Source organism: bacterium 336/3 (assembly GCA_001281695.1).
Lineage (GTDB): Bacteria > Bacteroidota > Bacteroidia > Cytophagales > Thermonemataceae > Raineya.
Map to the genome: position 1 here is coordinate 2,394,046 of LJIE01000001.1, position 18,785 is coordinate 2,412,830.

General features: G+C 32.6%; 16 protein-coding genes and 1 pseudogene. 12 read left to right on the forward strand and 5 right to left on the reverse strand.

All coding sequences use genetic code 11. The features are described from left to right. Positions 1-1,087: 1,087 nt before the first annotated feature. Complete coding sequence (locus tag AD998_11100; protein KOY86617.1) at positions 1,088-2,293, forward strand: acetyl-CoA acetyltransferase; 1,206 nt, start codon at positions 1,088-1,090, stop codon at positions 2,291-2,293. A gap of 49 nt (positions 2,294-2,342) precedes the next feature. Here the strand turns inward: AD998_11100 and AD998_11105 are convergent, their stop codons facing one another. Continuing rightward, complete coding sequence (locus AD998_11105; GenBank protein KOY86618.1) at positions 2,343-2,816, reverse strand: hypothetical protein; 474 nt, start codon at positions 2,814-2,816, stop codon at positions 2,343-2,345. A 54-nt stretch (positions 2,817-2,870) separates the two neighbouring features. Between AD998_11105 and AD998_11110 the strand changes: the two genes are divergently transcribed. The 4 genes and pseudogenes from AD998_11110 to AD998_11125 all read left to right on the forward strand — a co-directional run bounded on the left by AD998_11110 (position 2,871) and on the right by AD998_11125 (position 7,345). Next, positions 2,871-3,164 carry a hypothetical protein gene (locus tag AD998_11110; GenBank protein ID KOY86619.1) on the forward strand — a complete coding sequence of 98 codons (294 nt, stop codon included), beginning with the start codon at positions 2,871-2,873 and terminating at the stop codon, positions 3,162-3,164. A 69-nt stretch (positions 3,165-3,233) separates the two neighbouring features. Then, entirely contained in the window at positions 3,234-4,745 is a 1,512-nt protein-coding gene (locus tag AD998_11115) for an RNA polymerase sigma-54 factor (protein KOY86620.1), read from the forward strand. A 55-nt stretch (positions 4,746-4,800) separates the two neighbouring features. Next, positions 4,801-6,063 carry an aspartate kinase gene (locus AD998_11120; protein ID KOY86621.1) on the forward strand — a complete coding sequence of 421 codons (1,263 nt, stop codon included), beginning with the start codon at positions 4,801-4,803 and terminating at the stop codon, positions 6,061-6,063. 895 nt (positions 6,064-6,958) lie between these two features. Beyond that, positions 6,959-7,345, forward strand: a pseudogene (locus AD998_11125) (hypothetical protein). Between the two features lie 175 nt (positions 7,346-7,520). On the opposite strand, the gene AD998_11130 reads toward AD998_11125, so the two are convergent. The 4 genes from AD998_11130 to AD998_11145 all read right to left on the reverse strand — a co-directional run bounded on the left by AD998_11130 (position 7,521) and on the right by AD998_11145 (position 13,718). Next, positions 7,521-8,165, reverse strand: coding sequence for a protein SanA (locus tag AD998_11130; protein ID KOY88160.1), 645 nt, complete (start codon positions 8,163-8,165; stop codon positions 7,521-7,523). 47 nt (positions 8,166-8,212) lie between these two features. Continuing rightward, the gene (locus tag AD998_11135; GenBank protein ID KOY86622.1) at positions 8,213-8,728 is read right to left on the reverse strand and encodes a hypothetical protein; all 516 of its coding nucleotides are present in this window, start codon (positions 8,726-8,728) and stop codon (positions 8,213-8,215) included. Positions 8,729-8,806: 78 nt separating this feature from the next. Next, a complete protein-coding gene (locus AD998_11140) occupies positions 8,807-11,656 on the reverse strand; it encodes a hypothetical protein (GenBank protein KOY88161.1) in 2,850 nt (949 codons plus the stop codon). A 193-nt stretch (positions 11,657-11,849) separates the two neighbouring features. Continuing rightward, positions 11,850-13,718 carry an amino acid transporter gene (locus AD998_11145; protein KOY86623.1) on the reverse strand — a complete coding sequence of 623 codons (1,869 nt, stop codon included), beginning with the start codon at positions 13,716-13,718 and terminating at the stop codon, positions 11,850-11,852. 213 nt (positions 13,719-13,931) lie between these two features. Between AD998_11145 and AD998_11150 the strand changes: the two genes are divergently transcribed. The 7 genes from AD998_11150 (at position 13,932) to AD998_11180 (ending at position 18,785) form a co-directional block, all read left to right on the forward strand. Continuing rightward, entirely contained in the window at positions 13,932-14,387 is a 456-nt protein-coding gene (locus tag AD998_11150) for a hypothetical protein (protein KOY86624.1), read from the forward strand. 6 nt (positions 14,388-14,393) lie between these two features. Then, a complete protein-coding gene (locus tag AD998_11155) occupies positions 14,394-14,798 on the forward strand; it encodes a hypothetical protein (protein KOY86625.1) in 405 nt (134 codons plus the stop codon). After that, positions 14,798-15,832 (forward strand): aminodeoxychorismate lyase, encoded by a 1,035-nt coding sequence (locus AD998_11160; protein ID KOY86626.1) that lies wholly within the window; start codon positions 14,798-14,800, stop codon positions 15,830-15,832. The genes AD998_11155 and AD998_11160 overlap by 1 nt, the downstream gene beginning before the upstream one ends. Before the next feature lie 5 nt (positions 15,833-15,837). Continuing rightward, positions 15,838-16,818, forward strand: coding sequence for a hypothetical protein (locus AD998_11165; GenBank protein ID KOY86627.1), 981 nt, complete (start codon positions 15,838-15,840; stop codon positions 16,816-16,818). A 311-nt stretch (positions 16,819-17,129) separates the two neighbouring features. Next, the gene (locus AD998_11170) at positions 17,130-17,336 is read left to right on the forward strand and encodes a hypothetical protein (protein KOY86628.1); all 207 of its coding nucleotides are present in this window, start codon (positions 17,130-17,132) and stop codon (positions 17,334-17,336) included. Positions 17,337-17,498: 162 nt separating this feature from the next. Beyond that, entirely contained in the window at positions 17,499-18,308 is an 810-nt protein-coding gene (locus AD998_11175; GenBank protein ID KOY86629.1) for a hypothetical protein, read from the forward strand. 84 nt (positions 18,309-18,392) lie between these two features. After that, positions 18,393-18,785 (forward strand): hypothetical protein, encoded by a 393-nt coding sequence (locus AD998_11180; protein KOY86630.1) that lies wholly within the window; start codon positions 18,393-18,395, stop codon positions 18,783-18,785.

An 18,785-nucleotide genomic window follows, 5' to 3' on the forward strand; every position in this document is an offset into this window, starting at 1 on the left:
TCTTAAGCAAAACTGTTCCTGTTTCTGTTCCATCACTTTTCCATAGAGAGTTATAAGCACCAAAAAATAAAGCTCCATTGCTAATAATAATATTAGTCATATAAAACGAATCATCTGTTTCTGTACCAATATCTTTAACCATGATAGTACCAACTTCTGTTCCATCACTCCTCCATAGCTCACGACCATGAGTTGCAGTATAAGCTGTAAAAAATACAGAGCCATTTAGATATGTGAAGCTATTAGGTCTACTACTCCCAGCACCAGTATTAATATCCTTAACCATAACTGTTCCATTTCTTGTTCCATCACTCTTCCAGAGTTCTATACCAGTTGTAGAACCACAACAATCAACCCCTCCTTGGAAAAACAAAGTTCCATTCACATTAGTAATATGAGAAGGACTACAATATTTAATGTCAACAGTACCAGCTTCTGTTCCATCACTCTTCCAGAGAAAGCCATTAGATGAGAAAAATAAAGTTCCATTAAGATTTACTAAATTAGTGATGTTACTTCCAACAAGAACTTTAACTAAAACAGTACCAGCTTCTGTTCCATCACTCTTCCAGAGTTCTGGATTATAGATACCACTGTCTGCTATAAAAAATAAAGTACCATCTACATTGGTAAAATATGGGTCTGATTGAGACATAGTTGAAACAAATCCATTAGCAGTTCCTGCATTAATATCTTTAACCATTACAGTACCAGCCTCTGTTCCATCACTTTTCCAGAGTTCTCTACCATGTGTGGGAGTGATTGCAGTAAAAAATACAGTACCATTAATATTAATAAAATTCTTAGGTTCACTATTTGAATTACTTGTTCCTGCATTAATATCTTTGAGAAGAGAAAGATTCTGAGCAAAACTTGTAATGGATACAAAAATGCTGATGAGAAGAAGGATAATTTTTGTTTTCATGAAATGATGAATTATAAAGGTTTTCATATCACAAAAATATTAACTTTAAAACATAAAACCATCATTTATCTACAAAATAAATTCGTGCATTTAAAAATTCTGACATTTCAAATATTTTAATTAGATTTGCTGATATTCATGTTCTTAATTCTTCACAATTCTATGGCAGAAGCATTTATTTATGATATAGCTCGTACACCACGAGGAAAAGGCAAAAATGATGGTTCTTTACATACCATTCAGCCCATAACACTTTTAACAACTGTTTTACAAGCTCTTAGAGATAAAAATCAGTTAGATACATCTTTAATTGAAGATATTATCATTGGTTGTGTTACACCAGTAGCCGAACAAGGGGCAGATATTGCCCGTACAGCTGCTATTGTGGCAGGCTATGCTGAAACTACAGCAGGCGTACAGATTAACCGTTTTTGTTCTTCTGGACTGGAGGCTATCAATATGGCTGCTGCATATATTATGTCAGGGCAGTTTGATGCTTTGATTGCTGGTGGAGTAGAGTCTATGTCTCGTATCCCGATGGGTTCAGATGGAGGAGCTTTGTTTACAAGCCCTGCTATTGTTGCTAAACATAAAATTGTACCTCAAGGCATTTCTGCCGATTTGATAGCTTCCAAGTATGGTTATAAACGTTCAGATTTGGATGCGTACGCTGTCGAATCGCATAAAAGAGCTTATCAGGCTCAACTAAACGGATATTTCAAATCTATTATCCCTGTAAAAGACCAAGCAGGCTTTACAATTTTGGATAGTGATGAGACTGTTCGTCCTGAGACAACGCTTGAAACCTTAGCTAAACTACAACCTGCTTTTGCCATGATGGGGCAAATGGGGGGGCTTGATAATTTAGCTTTGATGCAATACCCTGAAGTTGAGAAAATTGACCATGTACACCATGCAGGCAATAGTTCAGGTATTGTAGATGGTTCGGCTGTTACTTTGTTGGGTAACAAAGAGTTTGGTGTAAAAACTGGTTTGAAACCCAGAGCTAAGATTAAAGCATTTACCATTATCGGCTCTGAACCAACCATTATGCTGACTGGTCCTGTGCCTGCTGTTCAGAAAATACTGAAAAAGAATGGCATGCAAGCCAACGATATTGATTTGTATGAAGTAAATGAGGCTTTTGCAGTAGTGCCTATGTTTTTTATGGATGCTTTGGGAGTATCGCATGATAAGGTGAATGTAAATGGCGGAGCTATTGCTTTAGGACACCCTCTTGGAGCTACTGGAGCCGTTATTTTGGGTACACTTTTGGATGAACTTGAACGTAGGGATAAACAAACTGGTTTGGCAACGCTTTGTATTGGTGGAGGTATGGGAATCGCTACGATTATTGAGAGAGTGTAAGAAAATATGTTTTAAATAAAGAGGAATTGTTTACAGTTCCTCTTTATTTTTAGTAATCCCAAATTGCGTCAATAAACAAACCTAAATTTGTACAATTCAAAGAAAAATATGAGAACCTATCTATTTTATCAAAATTGATGGGTGCAAAACAAACAGTATGAAAGGGTTTAGGATATTTGACAGTACCATGTTGTTTAAAATACTTTTTGGGTAATAAGACTATATCTAACATTTTATCATAGTTGCTATTATAATAACTAAACACTTGTAGAATATAATTTCTTTTAATATTTAGTTTCAAACCATCGTATTTAAGTTTGGTAAAATACGTAATAAACATAGCCAAGCTATCATTTCTTATATACCAAAATTTACTAAAATGCTCTGGTTTGCATGTTATAGAATCTTCAATAATTATGATATGATGATTGTTAATTTTTCTTGAAGAATATTTACTGGTTTGCTCTTGAGCCATCAATTCTAAAGAAAAAAGAAAAAAAAGAATAATCGTGAGTATTTTCATATCCAATCAAGATTTTTTTATTTTTGTACCATTTACTACAAATCTACAAAATAAATGCCTGATAAATTTTCTTTGTTTCGTAAAATAGCTTTTATAGAAGGTTGTTCTTATATTCTTCTTTTTGGGCTTACCATGCCTTTAAAATACTTTTTAAAAATACCACAACCCAATTATATAGTAGGAATAGCTCATGGAATTTTATTTATAGCTTATTGTTTGCTACTCTTGCAAGTTTGGATAGAATATAGTTGGACTTTTAAAAGAGCTTTTATTGCTTTTTTAGTTTCATTATTGCCTTTTGGAACATTTTGGGCAGAAAAAAAAGACTGGTTCGGAGAATCCAAATAAAAAACTTTTTCATTTTTTTTAAAATTGGCAAAATTATTGCTATGTTGCATGCTCTTATGCTAAAAGCTTATGCAAAAGTTAGGTTTACATCAATCACTGCAACAAAAGTTATCTCCTCAGCAGATACAATTTATTAAGTTGCTCCAAATACCCACAGTAGAATTAAAGGCTCGTATCCAAGAAGAATTGGAAATAAATCCTGCTTTAGAAGAAGGAAAAGATGATATTTTTGACCAAAATGAAAATGTTTCCAGCACAGAAGATAGTTATGAGGAGGAGTTTGACAATTTTGACGATGATAATTTTGATGATGATTTCAGTGGCAACAGCGATGAGGTAAATATCAGCGATTATATACAAGCCGAAGAAGACAGCTATAAAACGCAAATGAATAACGGTGGAGGAGATGATGAGGACAAACAAATGCCTATCTCTGTTGGAATTACATTTTTTGAAGCTTTAGAAGCTCAACTAGGTTATTTGCGTTTGGATGAAAGAGAAAGTGTCATTGGTAAACAAGTGATTGGTAGTTTGGATAATGACGGATATTTACGTAGAGAAATCCCTGCTATTGTAAATGATTTGGCTTTTACCCAAAATGTAGAAACAACACAAGAAGAAGTATTAGACCTTCTCAAGAAAATACAGCGTTTTGACCCTTCAGGTGTAGGAGCAAGAAATCTGCAAGAATGTCTTTTGATTCAGCTTAGACGTAAAAAAGAAGAAGAATTACACACAGAAGAAGAACGTCATCTTTTAGAACTTGCTATTGAAGTAATTGAAGATAATTTTGAAGAGTTCACTAAGAAACATTATCCCAAGATTGAAAAACGCCTCAATATCTCAGAGGAGGAATTGAAGCCTATCATCAAGATAATCACGAAGTTAAATCCAAAACCTGGGGAAACAGAAGATGGTGAAAGCATTACTCAATATGTTATCCCTGATTTTATTTTAATCAATAACAATGGCAAATTGGATTTAACGCTGAACTCTCGTAATGCTCCAGAATTGCGTATCAGTCGTTCATTTGCCGAAATGTTGGATACTTATCATAAAAGCAATAAAAATGATAAAGCTATCAAGGAAACGGTATCATTTGTAAAACAAAAACTTGATGCAGCCAAATGGTTTATTGATGCCATCAAACAACGTCAGCAAACACTTCTCAAGACTATGCAGGCAATTATCGAATTCCAGTATGATTTCTTTTTGGAAGGAGATGAAAGTAAATTTAGACCCATGATTCTCAAGGATGTAGCTGAAAAAATAATGATGGATATTTCGACAGTTTCAAGGGTAGCAAACAGCAAAACTGTACAAACAGAGTTTGGGGTGTATCCACTTAAATATTTCTTCTCTGAAGGAATTGCCACTGAAACAGGCGAAGATGTAAGTAGCAGAGAAGTAAAAGCTAAACTCAAAGAATTTGTAGATAATGAAGATAAGAAAAAGCCTCTATCTGATGATAAATTGGAAAAAATGCTTCATGATACAGGCTATTTGATAGCTCGTAGAACAGTAGCCAAATACAGAGAACAATTGGGTATTCCTGTTGCCCGACTAAGAAAAGAAATTTAAAAAATAAATGCAAATACACACTTCAAAGTGTGTATTTTTTATACTAGTATTATTTATGTTTAATATATTTAAGTTTGGGGGAGCTTCTGTAAAAGATGCAGAAGCTGTAAAAAATGTAGCTCATATCATTAGAGAATTTGGTTCTCAAAATAATTTACTTGTAGTAGTTTCGGCAATGGGAAAAACCACCAATGCTCTTGAAAGATTACTCAATGATTTCTTTGAAAAAAAAGATTGGCAAGTAGAGTATGAGGCTCTCAAAAAATATCATATAGAAATTGTAGAACGCCTTTTCTCAAAAGATCATCTCATATATACAGCTTTAGATTATTTGTTTTTGCAACTAAAAGATGCTTTACTCAATAAAATAAAGCCTAGTCAGTATGATGAAAGTTATGACCAAATTGTAAGTTTTGGAGAAGTCATGTCTTCACAAATATTGAGTTATTATTTGAAAGAGCAAAAAATTGATAACGAATGGATTGAAGCTAAAGATTACATCAAAACAGATACCACTTGGCGAGAGGGCAAAGTGGATTTGCCTTGGACTGAAAATCTGGTAAAAAGAGAATTAAATCCTATACTACAAGATAAAATTATTATTACACAAGGCTTTTTGGGTGGGACGTTGGGTAATAAAGTTACAACATTAGGCAGAGAAGGCTCAGACTATTCAGCGTCTATTTTTGCTTATTGTTTGGATGCTGAATCTGTAACCATTTGGAAAGATGTTCCTGGTATTTTGAATGCAGACCCTAAAAAAATAGCTGATACACAACTTTATACAACACTTTCTTATACAGAAGCTGCCGAGATGACGTTTTATGGGGCAAACGTGATTCACCCAAAGACTATTAAGCCACTTGCCAATAAAAATATTCCTTTGTATGTGCGTTCTTTTGTAGAGCCTAGTAAATCAGGAACTTGTATAGATGGCGAAGCAAGCCAACGCCAAACGCCTACCATTATTTTTAAACCCAGTCAGGTATTTTTAACGTTTAGCGTGAAAGACTTGGCTTTTATTACAGAAGAGAATTTGAGTAAAATATTGCATACTTTTACACAACTCAACTGTAAAATAAACTTAATGCAAAGTTCAGCAGTTTCATTTTCTATTTGTACGGATTATCAAACTCAACGAATAGCTAAAGTTTGTGAGTTTTTGGAAGAAGAATTTGCTATCAAACAAGAAAAAGGTGTTCAGTTGCTTACAGTCTTATATTATGAAGAGCAGAATCTCCAAAAACTGATTTCTGGTTATCAGAAAGTTTTAGAACAAAAAACTCCTCAATATTACAGAGCTGTTGTATTAGAGTAAAATAAATTTTGATTTCAAATAAAAAAACACAGATTTATATTTGTATAAATATATTTGTGAAATAAATTCTCAAACATAGAAAAAATCTTGTATTTTTTGTAACTTCCTAAATCTGACCTAGCGAAGTACAATCAACATTGTTGACTAAAAAAAAATATTTTCGCAGATGCAAGACCTCTTTATATTTATATTGCTTCTTATTTGCTTAGTTTTCATTATCAGACCATTTACTGTTATTTTACATGAGCTCGGTCATGCAATATCTGTCATATTACTAACTAAACAAAAAGCGACTATTTACATTGGTTCGTATGGTGACCCTAAAAAAAGTTTAAAAATTAATTTTGGAATATTAAACATATTTTTCCGATACAATCCTTTTTCTTGGAAATCGGGATGTTGCGTTCCCTCTGCTAAATCTATTTCTATAAATCAGCAAATCTTTTATATATTAGCAGGACCATTGGCTTCCCTGTTAGTTGGAGGAATTGCTTACTATCTCAATTTTGCTTATAAACCACACGAATTTTTGAAAGAGGGTTTAAAGATGCTTATTTGCTCTTCTTTGTTCGACTTTTTTGCTAATATTATTCCAAGTAATACACCTATTAGACTTCACGACGGAAACATAACATATAATGACGGTTATAACCTACAACAACTTTTTTATGGCAAGAAATTCCCAAAGGAATATTCAATGGCTGTGGAGTTATATAATGAACAAAAATTTGCAGAGGCTGCTATTTTATTTGAAACGATAATTTTGCAAGATTTTAAAGATGAAAGTATTTATCGCCTTGCTATTAGTGCTTTTTTGCAAAGCAAAAATTTTCTCAAAGCAAAAGATTTATCAGAAACTTTGGCTTTGAAAAGCAAAATGACTTCTGATGATTTGTCTAGTTTTGCACTGTCCTATTCTCAACTTGGGTTACATGAAAAGGCAATAGAATTTTATGATAAGTCATTATTTCAAAATCCAGACAATAAATATTCTTTGAATAATAAAGGTTATACTTTAAATTTAATGGGTAAATTTGAAGAGGCAATCCAATATTTCAATAAAGTAATTGATATTGATAAAGATTTTGCATATTCTTATAACAACAGGGGACTCTCCAAAATAAAACTTGGACAAGTTGAAGAAGGCTTACAAGACATTATTCATTCGTTTGAATTAGACCCAAACAATTCTTATGGATATATGAACATGGGCATTTATCATTTTGATAAAAGTGAATTTGATGAAGCCTTAAAGCAATTTATTAAGGCAAAGGAGCTTGATAATAGCACATACTTGATAGATAAATGGATAAATGATGCCAAATATCAAATAGAAAGAAGAAATATTATATAAAGTCTAATATATAATTACAAATATTTAGGTTCATTTTGTTTCAAAAATATAAAATTATAACTCACAAACAAAAAATTTATAAAACCTGCTTTCAAACAGAATTTTACTCTGGTATAGGCACTTTTTCGCCTAAAAATTTAGGTTTTGCACCCAATACATAATCAATAAATACTTTTACACGAGCTAGTTTTTCACGAGCTTGTACTTTAAAACCATAATTGAGACTTACATCACGAGCATTGAAACCAATGGCATCAATGCCTTCTTTGGAGGCAATATAAACAGCTCTTGCATTATGGAAAGGCTGAGAAATAATGGTTACAGATGTTTGACTAAAAATTTCACGAAGCCTGATGACAGAATCAAAAGTTCTGAAACCTGCATAATCTAAATAAATATGTGTAGAATCTACACCTGCTTTGATTAAATCTGAACGCATCATTTCGGGTTCGTTGTATTCTTTTCTGCCATTATCGCCACTGATAACAATATATTTAATCTTCTTGGCTTTAAAAAGCTCAGAGGCTGCTCGAATGCGATAAGTGTAATACAAATTCACATAGCCACCTTCTAAAAGTTTGGCTGTACCCAAAAGTAAACCTACTTTGTTGTAAGGAATATCTTTTACATCAGTATAAAGCTTGTTTTTGGTGTTTTTAGTAATAATGCTATCACACACATACACAACCACAACACAAACGATAATGGCAGTCAATATTCCATAAATCATCCATTTCTTCCTTTTCATAGTCATATTCAGGAGTGTTATTCAATAAAAACTTGATTTTTTTACTCTTATACAACGTTTGTACTGATAAGGCTTTGTGAATCTCCCAATGAAGAAGTTGTCAGCACCAAGCCAACACCTTTGGCATAATAATATTGTGTAAAAAAATTCAAAGACATCAAATTACCGTTCATCAGCATTTTACTTTCTGCTTCTATCATGGCTATAGCATTATATGTTTTTCCGTTCACTTCTTTTGTAGAGCCTACTTCTTTTACATTGAAAACCAATATATTATCAAAGCCATTTGCTTTGAACTTCACTTCCCAAGAATTTCCTACAGTAAGGTCATCTTTGAGTAAAATTTGCATTGTTCCTTCTTCAAAACTATCTGTTAGATAATTGTTTCCATCTTTTCGCATGATTTGATTTTTATTCATCATGGAATTTATCATGGTAAATTCATGAGGGTTAGATGGATTTACACTTGTTACTTTATTGGTGTAAGTAGAGCCATCTTTGAGTTGGTAAGTCCACTCAAAACCCGCTTGAAGCGGATAATAAACTTCGTTTCCTGTAATCATTTGAGTATAGATAAAAAATAAAAAAATAAAAAAGCAACACCAACAAGAAGGTCAGTGTTGCCAGAAATAAAGAGCATATTAATTTTCTGTCAGAATGAAAGCTCCCCAGAAATAAGGGTCTTTGTACTTTTCTTTGAGTTTTAACTGAGCTTTACGGAAAGCTTCGGGTTTGTTTTTACTCACTTTCAGATTGTTATAGAATAAAGTCATCAATTCTTGTGTGGCATCATCACTTACTTTCCACAAACTCATAATCGTAGCATCTACACCAGCAATTTGGAAAGCTCTTTGTAAACCATATACACCTTCACCAGCTTTTACATCTCCTAAGCCAGTTTCACAAGCTGAAAGAATGGCAAGCTCTGAGTTATCCAAGTTCATATTGGCTACTTCATAAGCCGTTAAGAACCCATTGTCAGTTGATTGATAATCTTTGTTATTTTTCACTCCTTCCATGGTTTCTTCAGCACCTGCAAATACTAATCCTGAACGTAACATAGGGTTACTTTTAGCTTTTGAGGACTCTACACCAAACACCAAGCCACCTTCTTTTTCTATTTCGTTGATGAAATAACCATGAGTAGCAATATGAATAATATCAGGATGTACAGCATCATCAGCTTTTTTTACATTGGTTTCATTAGCATTATCAGCCAAATATGTTTCGATTTTATAACCCAAAGCTTTAAGAATAGGAGAGATGTTCTCTACCTCTTTTTTAGTGCCAGGTAAAGGGCTGATAGTTCCTTTATTTCCATAATTGGGGAAGCCTACTAAAAGGGCTTTTTTAGTATTTTTATTAGCAGGTTTTTTCTCACGCTCTTTAGAATCAGGTACGAAACGAGTATTGGTTACAAATGTCAAATTCCAATCTTCTACTACAAATTTTCCGTTGGGTTTGCGTAAAGTATTCAAACTAATTTGATTATAAACGCCATCCAACGACACAAAAATACGTTTTTTACCTTGTAAAAGAGGTTCGATTTTCTCCCAAAATACACCATACGACATCTTATTTTCTTTTCTGGTTCTGGTTACATTCTGGTAATATTTGAGTTCATCTTCTTCAAATTCTTTACCTTTTCCCAAAATTGCCATTTTAGGATGACTGTGCTGATGTTTGCCTGCTACCAAAGCCACATAGATACTTTCTCCTGTAAATTTTTTATCAAAATTTTGGAAAGAAATAATTTCTAAAGCTGCTTCATCATTGGCTAAGGCTGCATCTATTTCTTTGATAGTGTGTAGTTTATCATCAATTTTGCTTTTGAAAATCTCAGACTTTTGAGATAAAGCTCTTTCCAAATCGTTGGCTTCACTTTCAATTTTACCCAAATCAATTTCTTGTTCTTTCAATTCTTCTTTAGAAAGGGAGTACAAACGAGCCAATTGTTCTTTTTTCTCAATCCAAAGGTTATAATCTTTGATAAGCTCAACATCTTTAGAAGCTAAAATCCTTTGTTTGATTTTGTTGGTAGCGTTCAGGAGAATTCCTTTAGTAGAAATATGGGCATTGTACATTTCAGAAAGCAATTGAGGATCTTTTTCTCCATTTTGCACTGCAAAGCTATAAAAACGCATATAAGTAGGGCGTAATTTAGACCAATATTGGTCTTTTTCAGCCTCATTCATGGCAGGAAAATACTTGACAATGAACTCATTGTTTTTATCCAAAACCTTTTTATAGTATTCACTAGCTTCTTTAACTTTACCTTGTTGCCAATAGAGAAGAGCTAAACCTTCTTGAGAAGCATTAAAATCTGGGTGATTTTCGCCTAAAACCTGTTTTCTTGCTTCGTAAGATTTTTTTAGATTTTCTTCTGCCTTTGTAGGATTACCCTGATACAAGTAATAAAGTCCTAAATTGTGAAGCGTTTTGGCTGTAGAAGGATGATTGTCTCCAAATTTCTTTTTATAAATGCTGTATGCATCTTGTAAATAACTCTCAACCTTTTTATAATCGCCCATTTGCATATACAAAGAAGCTGTAAGATTCAGTAAATGAGCATAATCAGGGCTGTTAGTTCCTAATTGTCCTTTTTTGATTTTAAGTATTTTTTCGTAAATAGCCAATGCTTCTTCTTTTTTGCCCATTTCTTGTAATAAAAGAGCCTTATTTACTACCACACGCTGATAAGTAAGACTTTTTTGGCTTTTCTCATCATCTACCATTTTTAAAGAAATTTCATAGATTTCTAAAGCTTTTTGGTTTTGTCCAATAACCTGCTGAAAATAAGCTTTGTTATTATACATAATTGCTAAAATACTTTTATCTAAGTTTTTCGCTTCAGCAATTTGAATAGCCTGATTGACAGTAGTTTGAGCATCTGTGAAATGTCCTTGTTGATTATACAAAACACTCTTGTTGTTGAGGGCAATGGCATAATCGTTCGATTGTTCTGTAAATAATTGTTTTCTTATTTGTAAAGCCTGTTCTAAATAAGTTTCAGATTTCTCAAAATTGCCCAAAGCTGAATACATCAAACCCATGTCTGTCATGAGTTTGGCATAATACATATCATTGGTTTTACCTGCCTTTTTAAAGTTTTCTTCAGCAGCTGAGAAGTTCTTTTCTGCAGCCTTGTATTTATTCATAGCAAGCATACTCTCGCCCAACTCCATACGAGTTTGAGCATATTCGGCTGGGTCACTAATGTTGTTTGTTATTTTTGAAGTAGCATTTAGATTTAATCTGCCATCAGCAATAAAATCTTGTCCCATAGAATTAAACATCTTATTCCAACGCTGATTTTCTTCGTAAAAACCTGTATTATCGCTTACTGCGATGGCACAAGTATAGTTGGCAGAATCCATTTCTGCTCTTTTTTTCTGTAAATCACCTAAGAATTTGTTTTTTTGCCCTTGAGTGGCATTCCGAGCAGTTCTATCAGCCTTGTCTTTGGCTTTATCTTTTACCTTGTCTTTCAAATTGCCGAATTGAGCATGTGTAATGTAAGAGCATAACAGAAAGCTAAATAAGAGTAAATGTTTCATAAAAGTTATTATAAAGTTTGATGTTTTTCTGAAAATTAAGCAATAAAAGGAAAAAAGACAAGGATTTTTTAGAGTATCTAAAGCATAAAAAAAGCCGAATCAAATTCGGCTTTTTTGTTCTTTTATTTTACCCTCTACCATGCATCATTTTTTTCAAGATGGGAGTTAGTCCAAAAAGTAGTATCGAAGCTATACCACAAAGTACTACAAACACCATGAAAAATTCAAATAAATTATGAATTGTAAACCCTGCAAATGTTGGATATTTTATTTCAATAATTTTCTTGTCTTTAATAAGTTTGAACTCTTCTGCTGTAAAAGTAGTATCTTGAGCCTTATAAGTATTTGTAAACTCTTTTTTGTCTTTTTTCGCTTTTTCTCTTGCTGCATTGAGTTTGTGGAGATTATTTACCCTATCTTCAATATTTAGATTATTTGTTTTAGCTAAATCTGAATTTAATTTAGCTATTTTCATGTTTAAAAGCCTGAATAAGTCTTCTCCTGAAGCATCTACTTTAGTGTCCAAAATTCCTTGTAAATCAATTTTAACTTTATCGCATGCGATAAACTGCTCGCTGGTAGGAGGTAATATAGAACCTAATGTACCAGCCAAAGCATATCCTGAGGCATTCGATAAGAAGAATACACCAAATAACAATGAGGCAAATCTTTTGGGAGCAAGCTTGCCCACCAATGACAAACCAATGGGAGATAAACAAAGTTCTCCAATAGTTTGGATAAAATACAAAAGAATAAGCCATTGTACAGCTAATAAACTGGACTTTCCTAAATCTTTCACATTATGAGCAATGATAAAATAGCTGAGAGCTATTAAAAGTAATCCTATAGCTTGTTTGAAAGGAGATATGGGTTCTTTGCCTTTTGCTCTCAATTTATCCCACAAAATACTCATTGGAATAGCAAAAAGAATCACAAAAACACCATTAGCTGACTGAACCATAGAAGGAGGCATTTTCCAGCCGAAAAAATTTCTATCTGTTTGATTATCTGCTATAAATGTAAGAGAAGAACCTGCCTGTTCAAAAGCTGCCCAAAAGAAAATTACAAAAAATGATACAATGTAAATTACCAAAATTCTATCTCTTTCTATTTTTGTAAGAGATTTGTCAGAAAGTATAAGACCTGCTAAAGTAAGACCACTACCATAAATGGTAGAATAAATGATGTTCTGCCCAAAAACAAAATAAAATATAAGTGCTAATGCTACAAATCCTAATAAAGCTGTACCAAGTGCAGCAGGGGTAAATTTAGCTGATTGAGCTTCTCCCTCAGTATAATCAGCAACATCATTATGCTTGGGTAAGCCACCAATAGGTTTTCCCTCTGGTGTAATAACATATTTATCTTTAAGGAAATACAGAGTAAGTGTCCCAAGAACCATAGCGATAGAAGCTGCTAAAAAGCCCCATTTAAAAACAAAAATATCTCTCACACCATTATCATCAACAACATCTCCCAACAAGGGGCAAATAGATTGCCCTAAAAATGCTCCCACATTAATTCCCATATAAAATATGGTAAAAGCTGTATCCAGTTTGTTCTTGTCTTGAGGGGGATACAAACTACCTACCATCGAAGAAATATTGGGCTTGAAAAAGCCATTTCCAAAAATAATACAGCCCAAAGCTATGTATAACAATGTTTTAGCAAGCCCTAAATTAGAATCAAAAACGTTACCACTAAAAAATAACAACATCTGACCTATTGCCATCAGTGTACCACCTATCATGATACAGTTTCTATTGCCTAAATATCTATCAGAGATGAACCCTCCCAACATGGGTGTAAGATAACTCAATCCTAAGAAACCTCCATAAATTAGTGATGAGTCTTCTTTACTCATCATCAAAGCATTCACTATAAAAAGTGTAAGCAAGGCTCGCATACCATAAAAATTGAACCTTTCCCACATTTCTGTTAGAAATAATACAAATAAGCCTGGTGGATGTTTACTAGAAGATTTTGTACTGTCCATGTTGCGTGTAGATTTTAATGAAATTAATAAGTTTTAAAAATACAATGAAAAGCTGTGTATGCAAAAAAACTTCTCTTAATTTTTTGACTCTAAACTTTTATAATCTTGTATTTGTTGATTATGAGTGATTTGGATACTTTCAGTTAAACAAAAAACAAACGTAAATTTAAGAGATATATCAAAAAAGTTATATTTGCACAAACAGATACAATTATGGCTATTGAAAAAAAAGAATACTCAAATGGTGAAATTACAGTGGTATGGCAACCCAAAATGTGTATCCATTCTGCTGTTTGTTTTCGTGGACTCAAGAGCGTTTTTGACCCCAATAAACGTCCTTGGGTGAATATAGAAGGTGCTAATACTGAGCAGATTGTAGCTCAAATAGAAAAATGCCCCTCCAAAGCATTGAGCTATTACCACAACAATGCTCAAAATGATTCAACTCAAACCAAAAAAGAAGAAACTACCATGCAAAACGAAGATAAAAATCTGAAAATCGAAATATTACCCAATGGACCTATTTTGGTGCAGGGGAACTTCACACTGAAGCATGGTGAAGAGGAAAAGGAAAATGCTAAGTCAACTACATATCTTTGCCGTTGTGGAGCATCTAAAAAGAAACCTTATTGTGATGGTTCACACAAAAATATTAATTTTGAGGGCTAAAATAACATGGAAAAACTTATAGATTCTGTACTTGAAAACGAAAAATACCAAGTAAAAATACACTCATCTCATCATCAAATTATTGCTGATGAACCTGAAGATTTGGGTGGAAAAAATACAGGTATGACTCCCTACGAACTCCTTTCGGCAAGTTTGGCAGCTTGTACTAGTATTACACTCAAAATGTATACAGAACGCAAAGAATGGAACGTGGGGCAAATCAATGTAACAATTAATTTTGAGGAAATTAGTGAATCAGGAACAAAAAAAGCAAAATTTATACGAGAAATAAGTTTTGCAAATGATATAGAACAAACTGAAAAAGACCGTCTCAAGCAAATAGCAGATGCTTGTCCTGTGTCTAAAATCTTAAAATCAGGTGAAAATACCATAGAAACCATCATAAAATAATGACTAAAACCAAAAAAATATTATCAGCTATCTTTGTAGGATTAACCATTTTGTTGTCTTCATTAGCTTTTTATGTATATCAAGTAACACAAAGCCCTAATTTACAAGTAAAAAGAGGTGCAAAAATGCTTTATATCCCTAAAGGAACTGATTTTCAGGGACTGATTCAAATACTTAAAAAAGACTCGATTGTGAGCAATGTTGTTTCATTTGCTTTTCTTTCAAAAACACTGGGTTATCAAGAACATGTAAAAGCAGGAGCATACCTTATTGAACCCAATATGACTAATCTGGCAGCTATTCGTAAATTGCGTTCGGGTGATCAAACACCTATAAGGCTTACATTTAATTATCTAAGAACAAAAGACGATTTGGCAGAAAGATTGGCAAACCAATTACCTATACCCAAACAAGAAATATTAGATATGCTGAATAATAAGGAGTTAGCTCAAAAATATGGCTTGGACGCAAATACTATGACAACTTTATTCATTCCTAATACGTATGAGATATACTGGACAATAACCAAAGAGGAACTTTTTGAAAAAATGCATAAAGAATACAAAAAGTTTTGGACAGAAAATAGAATTCAGAAAGCAAAAGCCTTGAATTTGTCACCTTCAGAGGCTTCAATCTTGGCTTCTATTGTACAAGCTGAAACAGCTAAAAATGATGAAAAACCTCGTGTAGCAGGTGTTTACTTAAATAGATTAGCCAAAAACGATTTGTTACAAGCTGACCCAACTGTGATATTTGCCTTGCAAGATTTCAGTATCAAAAGGCTTTTAAACAGTCATTTAAAAGTAGATTCACCTTATAATACTTATAAATATGCAGGATTGCCACCTGGTGCAATTAATTTACCTGAAATTTCTTCAATAGATGCTGTACTCAATGCAGAAAAACACGATTATTATTTTTTCTGTGCTAAAGAAGACTTCTCAGGTTATCATAATTTTGCAAAAACATTGGCAGAACACAATAGAAATGCTAAATTGTATCAGCAAACTCTTAATGAGAAAGGAATTAAATAAATTGTGTGTCAAATTTTTATTTTGGCATTATTTTAGATGAAAAACAAGCAAAAATCAATATTATGAAAAATCTCATACTTCTCTTTCTTTTTGTAAGCAATTTGTTGTACGCTCAAGATTTTCAAGTGCTTACCAGCAACGGAAACAATCTAATTAAATTAGGAAATAAAAAAATATGGGCTGGTACAGCTTTAAAAAATGCAGATGTGATTACAGTTGCTCAAAATGGATACTTGGGGCTTATGCACCTTAAAACAGGTAAAACTATTGAAATTAAGAAGGCTGGAACTTATACCATGTCCACATTAACGCCCAAAACAGGAAATAGCTCATTAGGACCAAAATATAGTAGTTATGTTGCTGAAGAATTATTTAAAGGAGAAAAACAAGATATAAATAAAAATCATAGAAAATACATGGCTATTACAGGAGCTGTCTCTCGTGATTCGAGGGTACTCAATGAAGCTAAAACACTTACTGTTTTTACAAGTGATGGAGCTCAAGAGGTATATGATAACTTTGTTTATTTATCATGGATGCCTAACAGCAATGATAAAATCGAAAAATATTATATACAAATTACAAACTTCAATGATGAGACTGTGGCTCTACTCGAAACAGATAAAAACTATTTGGAATTAGATATGAGTATTTACAAAAGAGCTAAAAATAGTGATGCTACTTTTATTATCAAAGTGTTTACTGTTGAGGCTCCTTTATATAAAGGCGTTTTTACAGTTTCGTTGATGGATAAAACGAAAAAAGAAGGAATTAAAAAAGAAATAGGGAGTACTACACCTGAAAACGCTTTAGATTACATGATTATGGCTAAATATTTTGAAGAAAAAGGTCTTTTATTAGATGCTGTAAAATGTTATCAAAAAGCTTTAGCTTTACAAAATCTGGATAGCTATAAAAATGCTTACATGGAGTTTTTATCAAGAAATAAAATTGGTTATACACTCAATCCTGATTTTAAGGATTAAAATTTTCTGACAAATTGATATTATGCCCTAATTTGATAAAATTTAGGGCTTTTTATTTTAAATCTTTTCTGAAATAAGCAAATTTAAGAAAAATCATTTTTTTATTTTGACAAAACATATACTTTTGCCATGAAATCAGAAAACCTTTGACAAAATACATTTCCATATTCTTTCTTTTCATATCTCTTTCCCAACCTCTACAATATTTTTGGGTTAGGGTTTCTTTTGAATTGAATAGGACTTACATTGCTCAAAACCTCTGTGAAAATAGAGCCAAACCCGAATTAAAATGTGGTGGTCAATGTTTTTTGATGAAAAAATTAGCAGAAAAAAAGCAGCAGGAACAGAAAAATACAGAAAATTTAGAAGTTTTATTATCAATTTCCCTATTTCAAAATCCACCATCTTTTTATTTTAAACAGACTATAAAAGAAAATGAAATCATATATTTCTCATCTTTTATTAGTTTTTATACCCAAAATTGTATTTTAAGCACTTTTCAACCTCCTTGTGCTTAATCATTCATACCTTTTATAAATAGGTTTAACAGATACTTATGGTAACTGTTTGCTAATCCTTTTTCTTTTTGCAAAACTATTTTACGCTTTTGTGCTAGCCAGAGGTGTAGATAGTCCTATACGTTTATTTTTTATTTTAAATTTTATTTAGACTTTTTATTTATGAAAAGAATACATCTCTTTTTGCTTGCTATTATAGCGTCTACTATTGTGATTTCTTGTAAAAAAAATGATACAGAACCCGCTCCAAATCCAAATTTGACAGGTAGTTTGGAAGTAGAATTTGAGAATTTTGTAGGAACTCAAAAATTTGCTTTTGGTACCACTTACACCAACCCCAATACCAATGAGTCTTTTACACCTAGTATGTTACGCTATTTTATAAGCAATATCGAATTGAAAGCCTCAAATGGTACAGTTTTCACTGTTCCACAAAATGACAGCTATTTTTTAATAGACCAAGAAAAACCTGAAAGTCTCAAATTTACATTAAATGATATCCCTGAAGGAGATTATAATGAAATTTCTTTTACAATAGGTGTGGATAGCCTTAGAAACACTAAACCTGTTGGTGAAAGAACTGGAAACTTGGATATTTCTGGAACGGCTCAAGGTATGTACTGGTCTTGGAACAGTGGTTATATTTTTGTGAAATTTGAAGGTAGTTCTTCACAATCTACGGCACCGGACCAAAAATACCGTTATCATATTGGTGGTTATGGAGGATATTCTTCAAAAACTATCAATTGTGTTCGCAAGAAAACCCTTTCTTTTAATAAGGATATAGCCAAAGTAAGAACAAAAACAGCACCTACTGTGCATCTAATTACAGATGTGATGAAGCTATTCAATGGTTCTACACAACTAAAAATAGCAGATAATAATACTGTGATGTTCAGTGCTTTCGGGGTAAACGTTGCCAATAATTATACAGAAATGTTTGCTTATGATCATATTCATAATGATGACTAACATGAACGGGGCTTCTTTACTCTATAAGTAAAGAAGCTTACTTTTTGATTAATTATTTATTTCAAGATTAAAATTTATCCAAACATGAAAAAGATATTCATATTATTCTTCTTTTATATCATAAGCTATCATCTTCAAGCACAATCTATTGGAGAGAAATGGAAGGAACTCAAAGAGTTTCATACAGTGATGTCTCAAACTTTTCACCCTTCCGAAGAGGGAAACTTAGAGCCTATCAAGACTCGTAGCAATGAAATGGCAGAAAAAGCACAAATTTTGGCAAAATCAGCTATTCCAACAGAGTTTGCTACACCCAAAATTAAGGATGCTGTAAAAAGACTAAACAAAGGTAGTAAAGAACTCAATAAACTCATCAAAACAGGAAAAGCATCTGATGAACAGATTAAAACAAATTTAGCTGCACTACACGATGTATTTCATGAAATTATGGGTTTGTGTAAAAACGAAAAACACTAG

Excerpts from the sequence above, each read along its gene's own strand:
- AD998_11135 (KOY86622.1), bottom strand. The coding sequence starts at position 8,728 with ATGATTACAGGAAACGAAGTTTATTATCCGCTTCAAGCGGGTTTTGAG.
- AD998_11145 (KOY86623.1), bottom strand. The coding sequence starts at position 13,718 with ATGGACAGTACAAAATCTTCTAGTAAACATCCACCAGGCTTATTTGTA.
- AD998_11155 (KOY86625.1), top strand. The coding sequence starts at position 14,394 with ATGGAAAAACTTATAGATTCTGTACTTGAAAACGAAAAATACCAAGTA.
- AD998_11115 (KOY86620.1), top strand. The coding sequence starts at position 3,234 with ATGCAAAAGTTAGGTTTACATCAATCACTGCAACAAAAGTTATCTCCT.
- AD998_11180 (KOY86630.1), top strand. The coding sequence starts at position 18,393 with ATGAAAAAGATATTCATATTATTCTTCTTTTATATCATAAGCTATCAT.
- AD998_11100 (KOY86617.1), top strand. The coding sequence starts at position 1,088 with ATGGCAGAAGCATTTATTTATGATATAGCTCGTACACCACGAGGAAAA.
- AD998_11160 (KOY86626.1), top strand. The coding sequence starts at position 14,798 with ATGACTAAAACCAAAAAAATATTATCAGCTATCTTTGTAGGATTAACC.
- AD998_11120 (KOY86621.1), top strand. The coding sequence starts at position 4,801 with ATGTTTAATATATTTAAGTTTGGGGGAGCTTCTGTAAAAGATGCAGAA.
- AD998_11170 (KOY86628.1), top strand. The coding sequence starts at position 17,130 with ATGAAAAAATTAGCAGAAAAAAAGCAGCAGGAACAGAAAAATACAGAA.
- AD998_11110 (KOY86619.1), top strand. The coding sequence starts at position 2,871 with ATGCCTGATAAATTTTCTTTGTTTCGTAAAATAGCTTTTATAGAAGGT.
- AD998_11175 (KOY86629.1), top strand. The coding sequence starts at position 17,499 with ATGAAAAGAATACATCTCTTTTTGCTTGCTATTATAGCGTCTACTATT.
- AD998_11150 (KOY86624.1), top strand. The coding sequence starts at position 13,932 with ATGGCTATTGAAAAAAAAGAATACTCAAATGGTGAAATTACAGTGGTA.
- AD998_11130 (KOY88160.1), bottom strand. The coding sequence starts at position 8,165 with ATGAAAAGGAAGAAATGGATGATTTATGGAATATTGACTGCCATTATC.
- AD998_11105 (KOY86618.1), bottom strand. The coding sequence starts at position 2,816 with ATGAAAATACTCACGATTATTCTTTTTTTTCTTTTTTCTTTAGAATTG.